General features: G+C 47.1%; 12 protein-coding genes. 2 read left to right on the top strand and 10 right to left on the bottom strand.

The genetic code is table 11. The features are described from left to right. From V6669_RS02890 to V6669_RS02850, 9 genes are all read right to left on the bottom strand, one after another. Entirely contained in the window at positions 1-1,992 is a 1,992-nt protein-coding gene (locus V6669_RS02890; protein ID WP_338590543.1) for an alpha/beta fold hydrolase, read from the bottom strand. Positions 1,993-2,052: 60 nt separating this feature from the next. After that, entirely contained in the window at positions 2,053-2,619 is a 567-nt protein-coding gene (locus tag V6669_RS02885; protein WP_338594825.1) for a TetR/AcrR family transcriptional regulator, read from the bottom strand. Between the two features lie 338 nt (positions 2,620-2,957). Further along, a complete protein-coding gene (locus V6669_RS02880; protein ID WP_338590541.1) occupies positions 2,958-4,190 on the bottom strand; it encodes an MFS transporter in 1,233 nt (410 codons plus the stop codon). After that, the gene (locus V6669_RS02875; protein ID WP_338590540.1) at positions 4,187-5,455 is read right to left on the bottom strand and encodes an ATP-grasp domain-containing protein; all 1,269 of its coding nucleotides are present in this window, start codon (positions 5,453-5,455) and stop codon (positions 4,187-4,189) included. Before V6669_RS02875 ends, V6669_RS02880 begins: the two co-directional genes overlap by 4 nt. Beyond that, a complete protein-coding gene (locus V6669_RS02870) occupies positions 5,452-6,504 on the bottom strand; it encodes a YqcI/YcgG family protein (RefSeq protein ID WP_338590538.1) in 1,053 nt (350 codons plus the stop codon). Before V6669_RS02870 ends, V6669_RS02875 begins: the two co-directional genes overlap by 4 nt. A gap of 22 nt (positions 6,505-6,526) precedes the next feature. Beyond that, positions 6,527-7,750, bottom strand: a complete 1,224-nt coding sequence (locus tag V6669_RS02865) for an ATP-grasp domain-containing protein (RefSeq protein ID WP_091038299.1) — start codon at positions 7,748-7,750, stop codon at positions 6,527-6,529. A 314-nt stretch (positions 7,751-8,064) separates the two neighbouring features. Further along, the gene (locus V6669_RS02860) at positions 8,065-9,363 is read right to left on the bottom strand and encodes an ABC transporter substrate-binding protein (protein WP_036672088.1); all 1,299 of its coding nucleotides are present in this window, start codon (positions 9,361-9,363) and stop codon (positions 8,065-8,067) included. 882 nt (positions 9,364-10,245) lie between these two features. Next, on the bottom strand, positions 10,246-11,082 hold the full coding sequence (locus V6669_RS02855) for a carbohydrate ABC transporter permease (RefSeq protein ID WP_091038297.1): 837 nt from the start codon (positions 11,080-11,082) through the stop codon (positions 10,246-10,248). Then, positions 11,082-11,963 carry a sugar ABC transporter permease gene (locus V6669_RS02850; RefSeq protein WP_036607341.1) on the bottom strand — a complete coding sequence of 294 codons (882 nt, stop codon included), beginning with the start codon at positions 11,961-11,963 and terminating at the stop codon, positions 11,082-11,084. Before V6669_RS02850 ends, V6669_RS02855 begins: the two co-directional genes overlap by 1 nt. Positions 11,964-12,106: 143 nt before the next feature. Between V6669_RS02850 and V6669_RS02845 the strand changes: the two genes are divergently transcribed. Further along, positions 12,107-13,936, top strand: a complete 1,830-nt coding sequence (locus V6669_RS02845; protein WP_338590532.1) for a sensor histidine kinase — start codon at positions 12,107-12,109, stop codon at positions 13,934-13,936. A 5-nt stretch (positions 13,937-13,941) separates the two neighbouring features. Then, entirely contained in the window at positions 13,942-15,570 is a 1,629-nt protein-coding gene (locus V6669_RS02840) for a response regulator (protein WP_338590530.1), read from the top strand. 358 nt (positions 15,571-15,928) lie between these two features. Here V6669_RS02840 and V6669_RS02835 read toward each other — a convergent pair whose 3' ends face one another. Beyond that, entirely contained in the window at positions 15,929-16,894 is a 966-nt protein-coding gene (locus V6669_RS02835) for a bile acid:sodium symporter (RefSeq protein WP_338590528.1), read from the bottom strand. Positions 16,895-17,057: the final 163 nt, after the last annotated feature.

Raw genomic sequence — 17,057 nt, 5'->3', positions numbered from 1 at the left:
TCACCTCAAGGTATCGGCCCATTCGGCGAGGATTGCGGCTGTTTCCTTATACTGAAATGTCGGAAAGTAATGTCCATAGGGTACATCTATCCGTTTGACCTGTGAGTTCATATCCTGGGGATAGTGATATTCCCGATCTTGATTGGCCCATACAACTAATGCATTCTTGGCATAATGCTGACTTTCCATTTTCGCCCACAACGTTGATCTGGCGCCTTTCCTCTGACCCGAGTGAATCCAGCGCAACAAGTCTGCATGTGCTCCTGCAATGCGAGGGGATTGGAGACTGGAACGTATTCTCTTGCCCATGGTATGGGCCATAACACTGCTGTCGCCTACGCCGCTATGTGAACTGAACATTTGATTCCAACTTTTCTCCGATCGTCCACGCAGCAGAGAGCGCATCACCCCTCTTGGCAAACGGGAAACCCATCTTAGCACATTCGGATTCGAATTGTTGGCAACTGGCTGAAGCAAACCTAACCGAATGTTTGTGCGCCCGCTACGCATCTGTGCCTCAGCTGCAATAGCAGCCCCTATTGAATGGCCCACCAGCTTCACCGGACCTTCAAACTCACCAAGAACCGTAAGCAGTGCATCCACCTGACCTTCAAATGCTTCATCCCCCTGATGCACCGGGGACCGTCCGAATCCAGCGAGATCGATTAACCATACCGGGTTCCCGGTCCGGTCCCTAAGCTGTTTTCCTAACGGTAACATCTCATCCGCAGATTGAAGCAGACCATGTACAATAATCCAAGGCTCTCCCTCACCCTCCCAACCAAGCATAGCCATATTTCCGCTCCGTGACCGAATATAATCTGTCGGAAAACCCTCAGGTAACGGCGTATACCGCAGACGATAGTCCAGATCAGCTGTAACCAGCGGAAGCTGTTCCCGGATGTCCGGCCACGATTGCCCCATACGTGTGAACAGAGCCTCCGTCTCTTCAACCGGGAATGACCTGTTGGTAATAAAAGCAACCGACTCCGCTGGAACACCACTGATGCGTGAACCACCTGATTTCATGATCCATTGAATCCATGGTAGTGGCACAGCCCCTTTGGGCTTGGGTACGTCCAATTGCTGCGCCAAGAGTTGCAGCAGTTCCTTCATATTGGGACTGACCTCCTTCCGCGCCAACAGTGGATAAGTTCCTCCGACTGGAGCAGCTTCCCTGGATAGAAAAACAAGCGTCTGTGCAACAATGTCATTCTCCACAAGCGGTAACCAATAGGATGAACCTCCCGGCACTACCGGCATAAGCCCTTTCTGAATCGCCTGAATGAGCAGTCCAATCCCACCCGTTTGCTCGGTTTCACCTGTGGGACGTGGTCCAACCACTGTACTCGGATTTACAACGGATAAGGGATAGTGATGCTGTTCTGCATGCTCGCGAATGTGCAGATCGGCATGGAACTTCATCTCTTCATATGCACTTTCATTGTTATCCACATGCTCAACCTGTAGATAATTCCCCTGTTCATTCCGCTCTCCATAAGGACTCATATAACCAACAACGTGGATAAAGTGTCTCAATCCATGAGTACGGTGGATTTCCTGTGCTAGCTGTGCCACTTCTCTGGCCCCGTTCATGAATATCTGCTCGGCTACTTTTCGTTCCAAAGTGACGTCCATCGTTCCACCCGCATGAATGATCACATTCGCTTCAAGAGCACGCTCCCGGTCCGTTGCGGTAAGGCCAAGACCCGACATGGACAAATCACCTGTAATAAAGGTAATTCGGTCGAAATCCTTCACTCCATAAGCCTTCAGCACAGTTCTGGCTCGCTGTTCCGAACGAACCAGCAAGAGTAATTGAGCTTCTCCTTGCGTGAGCTGTTTGACCGTTTCTTTGCCGATAAAACCTGTGCTTCCTGTCATAAAAATGGTCGTGGCTGCAATATCAGACTTGCTTATTACCTGATTCATCTTTGTTGAATTTGCTGCTGTGTTTACTTCATTGGATACACGGTTAGTATGTACAATCATTCTGTTACGGCTCCTTTTAGTACTATATAGTACTAGTTATATTCAAAAAAAGAGCTTCGATTAACGAAGCATCTGACAAAAAGTACGCGCCGATTGTTCTATAATCCCTACATCACGCGCAGTTCCCGCGAGGATCAGTGAACCTTCCAATGCTGCAATAAACAACAACGCAGCCGGTCCCGGTTCGATTCCCTGGCGAAATTCACCACGATCCACACCTTGCTGAAACAACTTCTCCACCATAGGTCTAAGCTCACGAAAGAATCTGGATATGCTTTCCTTCACTTGGGGTGCACTGTCAGGTGTCTGCATATATAACGTAACAAAGGGACAGCTCCCTTCGTAATTTCGGCCCTCAATACCTGCCGACAGCAATGCCATGAATGAGTAGATACGCTCCTCCACTCCTCGTTCACGCTGACTGAGCAGCAGGTACAGCTCCGACTCATACTGGGCAATCCAGTATTGTACCACGGCCTGGAGCAGCTCCTCCTTGTTTTTAAAATGATAATAAATATTCGACTTGGATACCCCACTCACTCGCACGACTTCATCCATGCTGACGTAGCTGTACCCCTGACGCAGAAATAATTGTGCCGCCACTTCAACCGCCTTGGTCCGGTTCACCGGATTGGAACTTTTGGATTTGGCAGGTCTCATGTTCATTTTTTGATTTGTCATATTTAGAACTATACAGTACTAGTAAGTTGAAAACAAGTATTTCTGTTAACAAAAGAGGATTTCCTACTCCAACTACTCCATACTTGTCCACATTTAGAGTGTTATACACACAGGATATCCACATATAGTATTAACTCTGTGTTAAATACGTCATGAGATCGTTAAACTGCTTTTGGGTTATCCACATGTATTCCAGTGAATAAAACAAAAAAAGGCCAACCAGAACGCACCCGGCTGACCCTTCGTACAATTCATTTTCCAACTGTTACTTTTGTTTCCCTGCTTCAAACCGAAGGTTTACTGTCCCCAGCAATAATCGGTTCGTTACCTTGAAGCGGCAATCTGTTCTCCAATCGGATGGCGACAAACAGGATTATCGTCACCGTAACACCGAGTGTTCCTAACAGTACGCCTGTATTCTCCTGCCCCATCAGGGACAACGGAAGTGCCAGCACCAATGGGACAACTGATCTTGTAAATTGAGTGGCGAACGTTGATCTCCCCGACCACTTCATGGTCTCTTCGCGGCTGCGTAAGTTATCAAACATGACAGACCTTTGCATAATACGAGTCCGGTTAAACACAAACCCAAGCATGAATCCACAGATTAACGACACCGCAAACACCTGTACCGTGCCAATGATGATATCGATCACGCCGATCAGTATAAATAGATACATTGGAATTCGGTGTTCCCACTTACGAATCAGCGTTGCAAGAAAGGCACCTAGCCCCATCGCTGCTCCGATGGCCCCGTAACGGGATGAGTCCCAATTGAAGATATCGTGGAACAAAATCGGTACGATAAAATTAATTGCTCCCAATTGCACGGTTAATACAACTACCGCCAATATGGTCATGTTCAGTACTTTTTTTCGCACGGCGTCGGAGTATGTAATCTGCGGAGCCTCCGTTTTTTCTTTCTGTATGTTCTGCTCAGCCTGACCGGATCGGGACAGAATCGGAATGAGCCATGGAGCCATCATACCGACAGCCAGCGTCACCATGAGTACGGTCGAGATCATTGGCAATCCGCCTATACTGAGTAGAACTCCGGTTATTGCGCTTCCTCCAAAGGCACCAATTTGAATCGCAGTCTGCAAGTCATGTGAGGCCTTGTGTGATTTGATTTTCCCATCCAGCACCATCTGGGACATGTAGATTTCCAGGCTCTGATTGGTCAAAAACAGAATCACGGAGAATACGCCACCAATCAGATATAAGCCATACACATTGGTGTTGCCCGCAAATTGAATTAAAAACACAAGCAGAAACACAATGCCCAAGATGCGTGCTAAGCTGAAAATCAGCAAGGGTCGTTCTTTAAGCGCAGTTTTGAGAAAAAAGCTATATTTTTGCAATAAAATAGGTACCAAACTCATGATCGTAATAATAATACTCAGATGAGTAATAGATCCGCCCTGCTCCAGTACAGACCAGATCAGAGTAATATTTAGAATCGTATCTCCACATAGGGTAATCGACAGAAATAGTATGAACAAAATAGTCTGTATCATTGAAGCTGTCTCACCTCAGCAACTTGCAAATCCAGCTTTTGTTCCAGAGATCTTGCGGCTTGTTTTACCGACTCGATGTCCTCAGGTCCCTCATATTGGGTACGCACAGACAGCAGACCTGTAATATCGAATCCTTTCGGAGCAGAATGGACCACTCTACCTTTGGCAGCCACTGGATAATAAGCCCGGTACCTGACATCATCTGCTGCCTCACCGCTGGCATTATTCAACACCTTGCCATCACGGTATACAAATTTGATACAGGTAGCACACTTGGGAGCTGTTCTTTTCGCAAAATGGACTGCCAACGTTTCCTCGCCCTGAAGACCATAAGCATGAGCGGTCACCAGATCAGTCCCATACACATCACGTATATTGCGATAGACATGCCCACCACTGATACGACAGCTGAACTCCACCACTTTATACTCATCATTGGCGTTTTGTCTGGCTTCAACGTTAAACAGACCATTTTCAAGTTTCAGACCTGTACATATTTGCTGAGCCATCTCGCAAAGTTCTTGTTCCACATTGGATTCTCCCTGAAAAGGTAGCGTATATTCATCCTCTTCAAAGTAAGGACCTGGCATTCTGAGCTTGTTATGTACTCCTCCCAGATAAAACAGGCCATTCACAACTACGCCATCCAGCGTAATCTCTTCCCCCGGCAAGAACTCTTCAATCAGCGCTATTGCAGGACATTCCTCGTCAAAATATAGCCCGGACTGCGAAATGGCCAGTTGCGATATGCTATCGAAGGCCTCCTTCAATTCGGCAAGCGAATGAACGAGCGCAACATGGCTACTGGATGCGGCCAGTGTGGGTTTAATAATCACCGGATAGCCTACACTTGCTGCGGCTGTAACAGCCTTATCCAACGTATTTACGGCATAAAATTCAGGACAGGCCACGTCCTCTTGCTTCAGGAACTGACGCTGTCTGGACTTGTCTCTGGCAATTTCGGCCGCTTGGACAGGAATATCCTGTCTTCCCAATCCTTCATTTAATCTCGCATTTAGTACAATATCCGTCTCCTGCCAGGTAATGAAAAACGGAACGCCTATTTGTCTCGCCTGCACGATCATTTCTTCCACATTCTCATTCTTGGGAATATGCTGAACAGAACGAAAGCGAGGATCTTGTTCAAATCCAGAAACAGAGGTCCATAAATGGACCTCTTCGAAAATTCTTCCCAGAGCTTCAATATGATCCCCGTGCAGGGATAAGCCTTTTCTCATGAGCAAACCAACGGAGGAACGAGTCATGCCAGAACCTCTTCTTTCGGCTGCTCCACAAACTCCAAAGCGATAATATACAACGTTCCCTTCTCCCCGGCTTTGGAGGAGTGCACCGTATTAGCCGGAAGCAGAATGCGGTCACCTGGCGTGCAATGCAGTTCTCCTTCTTCTGTGAAGAAGGTAATATCTCCATTGATAATCAGAAGTGTCTCGTCTGTAGGATGGGTGTGGGATTTGTGCTCCCTGAATGGTGTATCTCTTTGAACCTCTACCGAACCGGTTACAGGCAGCAACTGCATTACAGCTTCTTCAAGTGTTATGTCAGACCCTTTAATATATTGAACTGAACTCATACTATTCCTCCTCATATGATGAAATGGGCATTGCGCTGTAGCAGAAACTTCATTGGTATCTGGAATAAAATATTGCAGCCACTCTCGATTATTCGGATTCCCATAGATCCCTAGATGCGGGAATGGATCAATGGCATCGTATTGCCGAAGCAAGCTTCGCACCAAATCCTTGGATTTATCTCCTTTTGGTGTTCCCAAGCCAATCGATTCAAAGACCCATCGTGGTTGAAAGGTAATCATGTATGTATTGGCATGTCTGCTCCTTCTCACCTCATGTGCTGGTGTATTACAAACGACAAAAATGGGTTCCCCATGAAAGCAAAATTCCCACAAAGGATCATTCTCTTCATTCGGTATGAATTCTGGCCATTCTTTCAAGTCGATGGTGTGCAGCCGGGTCAGGATGGACCAAAACGTATGCTGATATTCATGGATGGATAGATCCTTATCAATATTAAAAAATGTAACCATGGAGGTGTAGTTTCCGAAGCTCCTTGCCTGTTCCACATATTCTCTCAATGCCTTTGCAAGCTCTTCTATGGAATGGTCTTCTACATCATCCAAAAAGGAGAACCGCAGCTCATTGCGGTTAAGCCCCATGGAACCGAAAATGCAGGGAAACCGAGGGCTGTCACTGGTCATATCCTTTTCAAAATGCTCAAATTCCTGCTTTCTCCAATCATGACTATCCAATCTCTTCACATCAGCGTTATCTAGCAACAACCCAAAGCCCTCCTAGAATGGTTTAATGGTGAACCAGGACAAACTTGTCATGTAATTCTAGAAGTTGTTTTCTAACGAATTCAATATCCGGGCCTTCCACAATGGCAAATCCGGATCTGGACATCGTATCTCGACCACCTGAAATGGACTGGCCTGATGTATAGTTAATTCGAATATCAATGAGTCCTTCCATCGATTTGAAATCTTCTGCGGATGAGATGCTTTCGATCTTGCCTACAGCAGATGGAAAATTAACCGCACCGGTGTACTTGCCTGTATTAACCGAGGTTGGCGCTTCATATATTCCAAGTTCCGTTTGAATGGCTGCATCAAACAAGTTAACCTGATGGGAATTCAACACCATAGGTGGAATGATGACAATCCCTCCAATTCTTGCTCCAATCTCTCCAAAACAGATCTCCCCATTCGGCAAAAGAAATACCTCTGCATGGAACACACTGTTACGTATCCCCAGTGTCCGTATGATCTCTTCATTAAACGACTGCATCCGTTCTACATATTCATAATGTGTATTAGTGGGATAACAGATCGTACCGGAAGGGCGATCATTTTGGACAATCTCAAGACAATTAAACAAATATTCAGAGACGGAGGAAAATACAAGCTCACCTTCTGAAACGATGGAGTCAATATGAAACTCCCTACCCGTAATAAATTCCTCAATGAGCACTGATTCCCGATTCCAGGAATGGTTGATATACTGCTCAAGCTCCTCTTGATTATTGAGCTTGTACGTCATGATCGTCGCCCACCCACTAATCGGTTTGATAATGATGGGAAAACCAATGCCTGCGACAATCTTTCTGATCTGTACTGCATTGGACGCAATACGTGTCTGTGACGTGTGGATTCCCGCCTGCCGCAATGTCTCCTTCATGATCCATTTGTTACGTACCGTCTCAGCCTGATTCTTTTGAATACCAGGGATACCAAAACGTGTTCTGAGATACCCGCCTGTCTCCACCACATTTTCAGTCGGGGCAATGATGCGCTCCACATCATATTCATCCAAAATGCGCTCAAAAACCTCTTCCACCTGGTCAATCCGAGTAATATCACCCACTTCGAACACTGCACTGAACAGCCCTTCTGGTAATGTAGCAAACTGTTCATAGCCCTGTTCCACCAGCAAAATGTTGGTTGTGTCCGAAATTTTGGACAAGGCTTCGAGAAACCCTGTTTTGGTGTTAATCCGCTTGTCACACAGGAATACAATATCCCTCATAAAGAACTTCACCTCCGATTCAAATATCTTTACTTTCTGCTATATTTTTCTATAATATGGATATAACTTGGAACTGTCAATCTAAAAATTACAAATATTTAAAGTTTGGCTATTTGTTGCCATTATGTGTACTAACAACAGGTTGTAGACACCATACAAACACCCGACCATCTGTATTAGTCGATATTTGGGTTCATATTTGCACTTTTTAACTGGAAATTTTCTCATTATAAAAAGGCGACTCCAATTAATCTGGAGTCACCTTTTTATATGTTTTTACTTATCCACACCTTCATTCATTGAAGGGGAAGCCGTTATTTTTTCAGACTATCCCAGTTCTGTTGCAATGCGTCGAGCAATCCGGCTTTATCCGATTTGCCTGCAACGTAAGCCTGAATTGTGCTGCCATACTCTTGTGGAACCCCCTCAGGGAAGCGGTTGAAGTTCCAGCTGAGTGTTTTATTTTCCTGGCTATACTTCATGATCTCTGTGGCGAGGTCACCCAGATCCTCTTCGGATGCTGTGATGGAACTGAACGCCGGGATGAATTTGAATTCTTTTGTCATGTATTGTTTCCCGATATCCGAAGTTACGAGCCATTCCAAAAACTCTTTTGCTTCCGGTTTCACTTGGGAATTCTTGTTCACAACCCAATAGTTCGGCACGCCGACAAACAATTTGTCATTGGGCTCATTGTTAATTGGCATCGGCAGAATACCCAGATTCAGATCCGGATCGATTCCATCGATCTGTACTTGAGTCCAGTTCCCTTGCTGCATCATCGCGGCTTCTCCACTCGCAAACAACGTAACTTGTGTATTATAGTCGGTTGTCAGCGGGTTTTTGTTGCTGTATTTCAACGTTAAGTCGAGCAAGTTGATCCAGTCGGCGAACACTTGGTTGCCAGGAATCTTCTCCGTACTTTCGTTGAGTCCTTGGATGAATTTCACCGGATCTGCCTGATTTGCAAATGCCACGTTTACATTATGGTTGCCCAGCACCCACCACTCCTGATATCCGTTCGAGAATGGGGTAATGCCTGCGGCTTGAAGTTTCTGTGCAGCTTGATCCAATTGTTCCAGTGTTGTTGGAATTTCGGTAATACCTGCTTTTTGGAAGAGGTCTTTGTTATAAATGAAACCATAACCCTCCAGCGCGAGCGGCTGTCCATAGAGCTTGCCGTCTTTGGTCATTGGCTCTTTGGCTACTTCGAGTGCATCCTTGGCCCATGATTCTCCAGACAGATCTTCCAAATATTCAAGCCATGTATCCAATTCACGATAACCACCTACGTTGAAAATGTCCGGTTGTTCGCCTGCGGCAAACTTGGCTTTCAATGCAGCGCCGTAGTCACTACCGCCACCTACGGTTTGAATGTCCAGTTTGACGCCTGGATGGGAAGATTCATATTCCGCTTTGAGACGATTGAGCGCTTCCGCAATTTCGACTTTGAATTGGAAGATTTTAATAGTTTTATCTCCAGCAGCAGCCTCGCCACCACCTTGAGTATCCGTGTTGACCGGACTGCCACTCTTGTCTCCATTGCCACAACCCGCAAGCATTACCGAAAAAGCAATCAGCATAAGCAACGTCAACTTTGTCATTCTTTTCATACATACACTCTCCCTATAGTAGTTTCAGTATACCCGTTCCACTAATACGTATTTACACCGGCAATCGGATGACAGAATAACCTTCCCTTGAAGCGTGTTTTCATTCTAACGAACCGAGCGCACGTTATTCGCTCCTATTTGCGCAAATCTCCAGCCTAACGAATCACAGAGACGCTATTTCGTCGATTTGGTCGATTTTCAAGGCTCTGACGCCTTTTTTCACCGGAATAAGGTTACTGAGATTCGTTATAATTTCTATTCCTTGATTATCCAACTATTAAGATGCGGTGGGTTCGTTAGCGCTTTGAAAAGGGAGCATGCCATCACTCTGTAAAAGAAGTTCCTGGCTATACAAGCGTCTTTCTTGGTCTTTTCTCTTGACTAATCTTTTCCCCAGGAGTTATGCCCAAGCTATACGGGCATGACTCCCTTTGCACACCTCCATGCGAGGTGGGAGCAAAGGGATCAGGATGCGATGTAGGAGCGGAGCGCTCGCCTTTGATACTCGGTGGCTTCCTTGCCCCAATACATTCAGACCACCGAGGAGCAACAGCGACCGAAAGCACAACTTGAGCCCGCAGCGCCCCTACACATACAAACTCACCTTCTGTCTTATCGAACCTGGTCTTTAAATCATTTCTTTCTTGGTCATTTCATTTCTCTTATTGCTCTTTTCCCCAGGAGTCATGCCCAAGCTATGCAGGCATGACTCCCTTTGCACACCTCCATGCGAGGTGTGCAAAGGGATCAGGATGCGATGTAGGAGCGGAGCGTTCGCCTTTGATACTCGGTGGCTTCCTTGCCCCAATACATTCAGGCCACCGAGGAGCAACAGCGACCGAAAGCGCAACTTGAGCCCGCAGCGACCCTTCCCTCGCACCCTCACCCTTTAACTGATCCAGCCGTAATCCCCTGAATGATATACTTCTGCATCAGCAGGAAGAAGATAATGATCGGCATGATGCCAAGCACAAGTGCTGGCAAGGCCAGATCCCATTGCTTCGTATATTGTCCGAAGAGCGCAAAGGTCGCAATCGGGATCGTACGCAGGTTGGAGCTTTGTAGGATCAGGGATGGGAGAAGATAATCATTCCAGATCCAGAGTGTGTTCAAAATGATGACGGTTACATACATCGGTTTCATGAGTGGAAATACGATCCGGAAGAACACCCCGTAGGCAGAGCTTCCATCTACCCGGGCCGCTTCCTCAATCTCCAGCGGGACGGATTTTACGAATCCGTGGAACAGGAAGACCGACATCGGTGCCCCGAAACCGAGATAACAGATAATGAGTCCGCCAAGGCTGTCGATCAATCCCAGATTACTGGTTACAGTAACGAGTGGAATCATGATAGACTGGAACGGAATCACCATGGCGGCAATGAACATGCCGAACAAAATCCGGTTGAACCGGGTATCACTGCGGACCATTCGGTACGCGGCCATGGAACTGATCAGCACAAGCAACAGATTGCTGACCACCGTAACGATAAGCGAATTCATCAGCGCGGACGGGAAGTTAATTTTCTCCCAAGCGTTCGCATAGTTGCCCCACTGGAACACTTCCGGCCATGCAGCCGAATTGGTGAGCAAGTCACCGAAGGTTTTAACCGAATTCACAAACAGGAAGTAAAACGGAACCAGGAATAAAAGTCCAAGGAGTACCATGACAATCTCGGTTAAAATGGTACTGAAGCGGTAATTTTTCGTCGTCTCCATTAGGCTTCTACCTCCTTGCTCTTCGTCAGACGTACCTGAATCATGGTGATGATGGCAACGATTACGAAGAACACGAGCGCTTTGGCGGTTCCGATGCCATATCTGTTATTCACAAAGGCTTCATTGTAAATATTAAGTGCAACCGACTCTGTTGATCCGAACGGTCCACCTTTGGTCAGCGACAGATTGAGATCGAACATTTTGAACGACCAGGAGATCGCCAGGAACAAACAGATTGTCACACCCGGCATAATGAGCGGAAGAATGATGCTCCGCAGTACCTGCCAGCGACTTGCGCCATCAATCTCGGCAGCTTCCAGCAGATCAGGGGATACATTGGTCAGAGATGAGATGTAGATAACCATCAGATATCCTGCGGTCTGCCATACAAACACAATCACGATTCCCCAGAAGGCGGTTGGTTCGTCTCCCAGCCAAGGAAGGTTGAAGAAGGACCAGCCGGTTACATCGCCTACTGCTGAAAACCCTTTCACAAATATGAACTGCCAGATAAAGCCGAGCAACAACCCACCGATCACGTTAGGCATAAAAAAGATCGTACGCAGAATGTTTCTCGTCTTGAGCGGTTTGGTCAGGAAATACGCCAGGAAAAAGCCAATCACATTGGTCAGTACCACACCAACCACGGTGAAGCGCACCGTAAACCAAAACGCCGTTTGGAACTTGGGATCATTCGCAAAAACATGCACGAAGTTATCGAACCCTACCCAATTAATGTTCTCGGATACCCCGTTCCAGTCCGTGAAGGAATACACCATGCCAAGCAGGAAAGGGACCACGATGATGAGAATAAAAAACACGATGGAGGGACCCACGAACACAAGCTGCTGTAACAGCTGTGAAGATTTGCGATGCTTCATATCGTTCTCCCCTTCTATAGATGGATGAAATTGGTCTCTTTTTCTATTAAACCCCAATATCGCCGAGGGAAACACCGACCCTCGTGAACAGTTGGGGGTAAAATATTGTCCTCTCTTAACCTGCAACCAGAAGGGGTGTTCCGATGTCCAAATACTACAGTATACGCACCAAATTGATTGCCTTTATGCTCATCGCTACCACACTTCCACTGCTCGCTTCGATCAGCATGACGTTTATTCAGACCAAGACAGCCTTGCGGGAACAGGCTGTTGAAGAGAACAAACGCCTGATCTACCAAGCGTCCACCAATCTCAACAACTATGTGGATAACGTGGCCAGAGCGTCGCTGGCTGTGTATAATGACCCGAACTTTCTGCGCAACTTGGCAAAAATTCCTGGTGATTATCGTGCGGTTGCCGAGGTGTACACCACTTTGCAGACGATACGCGCGGCTGTGCCGGATGTATTCCAGCTGTATTTGCACTCTTTTGCCGCCAATCAATCCACCTTAATTACAAATCCCTTTCCGAAGCGGGAGGAACGCAAACAGGCCTACTCCGGCTCGCTCCATGGAAAAACAGGCGGTGACAGCCCGGATATCTGGGTGGAATCGGCCCATATGAGTCACACGTACGGATTCAAGGCTGCCTCCCCTGATGATCCTGAAAGAACGGTCATTACCCTGCATCGGGTGATCAAGGATATTCCGTCCACAGAGCGTCTGGGTGTACTCGCCATAGATCTGAATATGAATACCATTGCAGCAATCTGTGGCAGACTGTATGATCCGGCTAGGGAACAGATCTATGTTGTGGATGGTCAGAATCAGATCATTTACCAGGGACGTTCCGAGGCCAATCATACGGATGCACTGCGAGAGGAAACGGCCAGTGAACTGAATATCGCGCGAACTGGCGCTGGTACAGCCCAGAATGTCGCAGGACATTTTGAACAGGATCGTTCCATGTATGTATACCAGCAGCTTGGCAGCACGTACGCCGACTGGACCATTGTCAAACAGATTCCGAATGAGACGTTATACGCCAGAGCGACCACACTTACATGGAATAACGCGATGATTGCCATTGCGGCACTTGTATTGGTCATTGTTGCAACCTTGTTCATCTCCATCCGAATCACCGGTCCACTCAAGCAACTCATGCGATATATGAACCAGATCCAAGCCGGGCGTCTGCACGTGGATATCCATCTATCCAGCCGAGATGAATTCGGGGTGCTCGCTCGTCATTTCCGAGATATGATGGATACGGTAAATAATCTTATTTTGCGGGAATATCGACTCGAAATCGCCAATAAGACAAATCAGCTCAAAGCGTTGCAAGCGCAGATTCATCCGCATTTTCTGTATAATACACTGCAATCGATCGGTACACTTGCCCTTCAACAGCAAGGACAACGGGCGTATACACTACTCTCTTCCCTGTCCAAAATGCTGCGCTACAGCATGCGGGATCAGACCTCCGTGACCTTACGCGAAGAGGCGGAGCATGCCCGGTTATATCTGGAACTGCAGCAGGAGCGGTTCGGTGACCGCCTGGAGGTAGATTTGGGTTTTGCCGAAGATACCTTGTCTGTCGAAATGCCAAGAATGACGTTACAACCTTTAATTGAGAACTACTTTAAACATGGAGCAGATATTCAGCCTGGCAAAGGTCACATATCCCTATCCAGCCGCCGGATCAACGATCATTGGATTGAAATAGAACTGAATAATAACGGACCTTCCATACCTGAAGATAAATTACTGGAGATCCGCGGATGGCTGCATCAAAGTCATACAACAACCGGGTTATCTACACAAGAATCCGACGAGTCTGAATCCATCGGTCTACGAAATGTAATACGCCGACTTCAATTGAACTCACATCCCGGTCACTCAGCCAGACTTGAGATCAGCAATCGGGAACCCAATGGTGTGAAGATCACGGTTAAACTATACGCGGGAGAGTGAACAACATGAAGGCACTGCTTGTAGATGATGAAAAACATGTCCGCGATGCCATAAGGTTGCTTGGTCATTGGGAAGAGTTTGGCATTGATACGTTAATCGAAGCGGCAGACGGGGATGAAGCCATCGCCGCCATCACGGCACATCAACCTCAAATCATACTCAGTGACATGCGTATGCCGGGCAAGGACGGTATGGCATTACTTGAATGGATATCGGCTCATACCCCACACAGCAAAGTGCTCGTTATTAGTGGATATGATGATTTTGAACTCGTGAGGCATGCAATCAGACATGGTGGCATGGACTACCTCCTGAAACCTGTGGAAGCAGATGAGCTGAATGCCTCTCTATTAAAGGCCGTTACAGCTTGGGGAGAGGAAGACGCCATTCGGATACAATCCACCAGGCAATCCATTGTCGTTAATCGAATGCGCCCCCACTACCAGGATCGTCTGCTCACTGAACTTGCCGTCGGCAGAGGCAGCAGTTCATCACACATGCAGCGATTGCAGGATGAGTTGAATCTCCCCAGTGTTATCCCTGTCTGTAGTGTCGCTGTCACCAGCCTGTCCCATCTGGATGCAGATTGTCTGGCAAAATACCGCAGTCAACCAGATCTGCTTGTGTTCTCGGTGCTCAATATCTGTGCCGAGATGTTATCCACACCAGACGAAGGCGTAATGTTTCGGCAGTTGGATCAACCGGACGAGATTGTTCTGCTGCATTGGGGCCCATCCACTTCATTGGAACATATTCTGGACAAGGTTAATCAGGGATTGGAGCAGACGATTCAGCGCCGGCTTCATTTTGGCATCTCCACCTGTGAGTCCTACCCTGGCGGAATCTCAGCAGCATATCTGGAAGCAAGTTCAAGACTGTGGAGACGTAACGCTGTGCAAATTAAACAGCGAATTCATGCGTCAGTGGAATCATCAAATGGGAAGAAAATCAGGCGCTTAACCGCCCATGAAGAACCCCTGCGTATGGCAGCCATGAGCTGCCGGTCTTCCAGTGTATCTGCTGCGGTCGCCGAGTGGCTTGACCCGATTACTAATCTTGAAGTTGTCAGTGCTGAGCAGATTCAGCAATGGATCGACGAGCTGGAATGGATGCTGAGCCGCTGGCTTGATGATACGGCAGGTTCGTCACCCAAAGAGGAAGAAGTAACGGAGGAACAGTCTATTCCCTTTGCCGAGTTACCTTTGGACGCTGAAGGACTGTTATCCTTCCCCCTGCTTCGTTCATTATTGGAACAACGACTGCTTGCCGCAGGAAAGGCGCTCACCGCTCATCACCACGCCAATCCCGATCCCATGAGTGAGATTGCACGTTATATGGACGCCCATTATCAGGAGGACCTGTCCTTGCAGCAGATTGCCGCGCGTTTCTACCTGAGCCGGGAGTATATTTCCCGTAAATTCAAACAGCAATTTGGCCTGAACTGGTCGGAATATTTGGGCAAACTGCGAATCAATAACGCCAAGCTGCTACTGCAAAACCCTTCCCTGCGAGTTGCCAAAATCTCGGAGATGGTTGGATTCCAGGATGAAAAGTATTTCAGCAAAGTGTTCAAAAAAATGGAGGGCATCACGCCAGCGGAATATCGTAAAACATTATTGGAGGCTGGTACGTAACGAGTACCTGATCCGAATTAAAAAGAGTACTCCCGGCATAACCCACCGGAAGTACTCTTTATATTTTTCTTTTACAGAAAATAGCCTATATCATGGCGATTTGTTGATTCTTAATTTTCTCAGATAGGATACGATCCGAGATATTGTCCCGATTAAAATCACAGCCATAAATCCATAAGCCATATTATTTCCTGTCTTATGAGCCACTACGGGGAAATAGATGAGGCTGAACAGTAATAGGACAATATCCAGGTAGAACATAATCTTCCGATAAATAGGGATTCTCACCTCCCTTTTATTTACCAAAAATGGTTTTATTAATTATATTAAATCATAACATAGATACGTCCTAGTCCGCTCACCGATCCCGCAAAATCACCGCAGGTACAAGCCGAATGTAGATTAGCTCCCCTGCAAGCTCCACCATCGTCTGTGTAACAATAACAGCTGCGGCTATGTTTGCCCATTGTGGAGGGAGTGCCAGCGCCAGTGGCAGAACGACCAGCGAATTCCGTGTGGCTGAACTGAATATCAACGCCCGCCCTGCACCCGGATTCAATCCAAACCAAGTAGCAATGAGCCGAGATATCCAAGGCATAAGAATTAGAAAAGCAACATAGATCGGAATCACGTTCACGATGATCGCCATATCATTGTAGACTTTGCCAATCTGGGAAGCGACAACCACGATTAGCGCAAGCGCCATCATCGGAACTGGGAGCCATGCCGTCGCATTCATGACCCGTTCGCCGCTCGCTTTACCTCTGGAGAGAACTTGTGTAACAACAGCGAGCAGCAGTGGAATAACGATCAGGAACAGAAAAGCCTCCACAAACGGCCCTACCTGCATGACCTGCGCCACCTCAGCCCCCATCAATACCCATAAATAAAACGGCAACAGGATCATTTGTATAACAAATAAAAGGGGTGTTGCGGCGAGCATCAGTTTCTCATTGCCCCTGCCGAGCTGTGTGAACACAATGACGTAATCAATACAGGGCGTTAACAGTACCAGATAGACTCCAATCAGAACGCCTGGTGATTGTGGAAAGACCAGTGTAAGCAACCATACGACTACAGGTACAACGATAAAATTAGCCACCAGTAGCGCCCCCATAAATCGAAGATTCGACCAGGACTCTTTTAACTGTAAAAAGGGAATCTGTACAAACATGCTATATAACAGAACGGCAAGAACCGGGGACACGGTGTAGTGTAAAGCATTCCCCCATACCGGATTACTCAGCCCGATCACTGCTCCTAAGAACAATGCAACTACATAGAACCAAGTCTGCTGTTGCTCCATCGTTTCTCTTGTAAGCATTCTCTGCCTCCTCTCATTAGTGAGACATCGTGGGCATGGACATATTTCTGCATCGTTTCGCGTACATTGGGACAGAGTACCGTTCCAACATAGCGGCAGAGCGCAAGGATCTGAAAGATCAACTTGTGAATTTTTTGCGGCTGTTATTAGAATGTGCAAGAAC

Source organism: Paenibacillus sp. Y5S-9, assembly GCF_036894235.1.
Taxonomy (GTDB): domain Bacteria; phylum Bacillota; class Bacilli; order Paenibacillales; family Paenibacillaceae; genus Paenibacillus.
This window is presented reverse-complemented; position numbering and strand designations above follow the sequence as displayed.

Excerpts from the sequence above, each read along its gene's own strand:
- V6669_RS02890 (WP_338590543.1), bottom strand. The coding sequence starts at position 1,992 with ATGATTGTACATACTAACCGTGTATCCAATGAAGTAAACACAGCAGCA.
- V6669_RS02850 (WP_036607341.1), bottom strand. The coding sequence starts at position 11,963 with ATGAAGCATCGCAAATCTTCACAGCTGTTACAGCAGCTTGTGTTCGTG.
- V6669_RS02875 (WP_338590540.1), bottom strand. The coding sequence starts at position 5,455 with ATGACTCGTTCCTCCGTTGGTTTGCTCATGAGAAAAGGCTTATCCCTG.
- V6669_RS02845 (WP_338590532.1), top strand. The coding sequence starts at position 12,107 with ATGTCCAAATACTACAGTATACGCACCAAATTGATTGCCTTTATGCTC.
- V6669_RS02835 (WP_338590528.1), bottom strand. The coding sequence starts at position 16,894 with ATGCTTACAAGAGAAACGATGGAGCAACAGCAGACTTGGTTCTATGTA.
- V6669_RS02840 (WP_338590530.1), top strand. The coding sequence starts at position 13,942 with ATGAAGGCACTGCTTGTAGATGATGAAAAACATGTCCGCGATGCCATA.
- V6669_RS02860 (WP_036672088.1), bottom strand. The coding sequence starts at position 9,363 with ATGAAAAGAATGACAAAGTTGACGTTGCTTATGCTGATTGCTTTTTCG.
- V6669_RS02855 (WP_091038297.1), bottom strand. The coding sequence starts at position 11,082 with ATGGAGACGACGAAAAATTACCGCTTCAGTACCATTTTAACCGAGATT.
- V6669_RS02880 (WP_338590541.1), bottom strand. The coding sequence starts at position 4,190 with ATGATACAGACTATTTTGTTCATACTATTTCTGTCGATTACCCTATGT.
- V6669_RS02865 (WP_091038299.1), bottom strand. The coding sequence starts at position 7,750 with ATGAGGGATATTGTATTCCTGTGTGACAAGCGGATTAACACCAAAACA.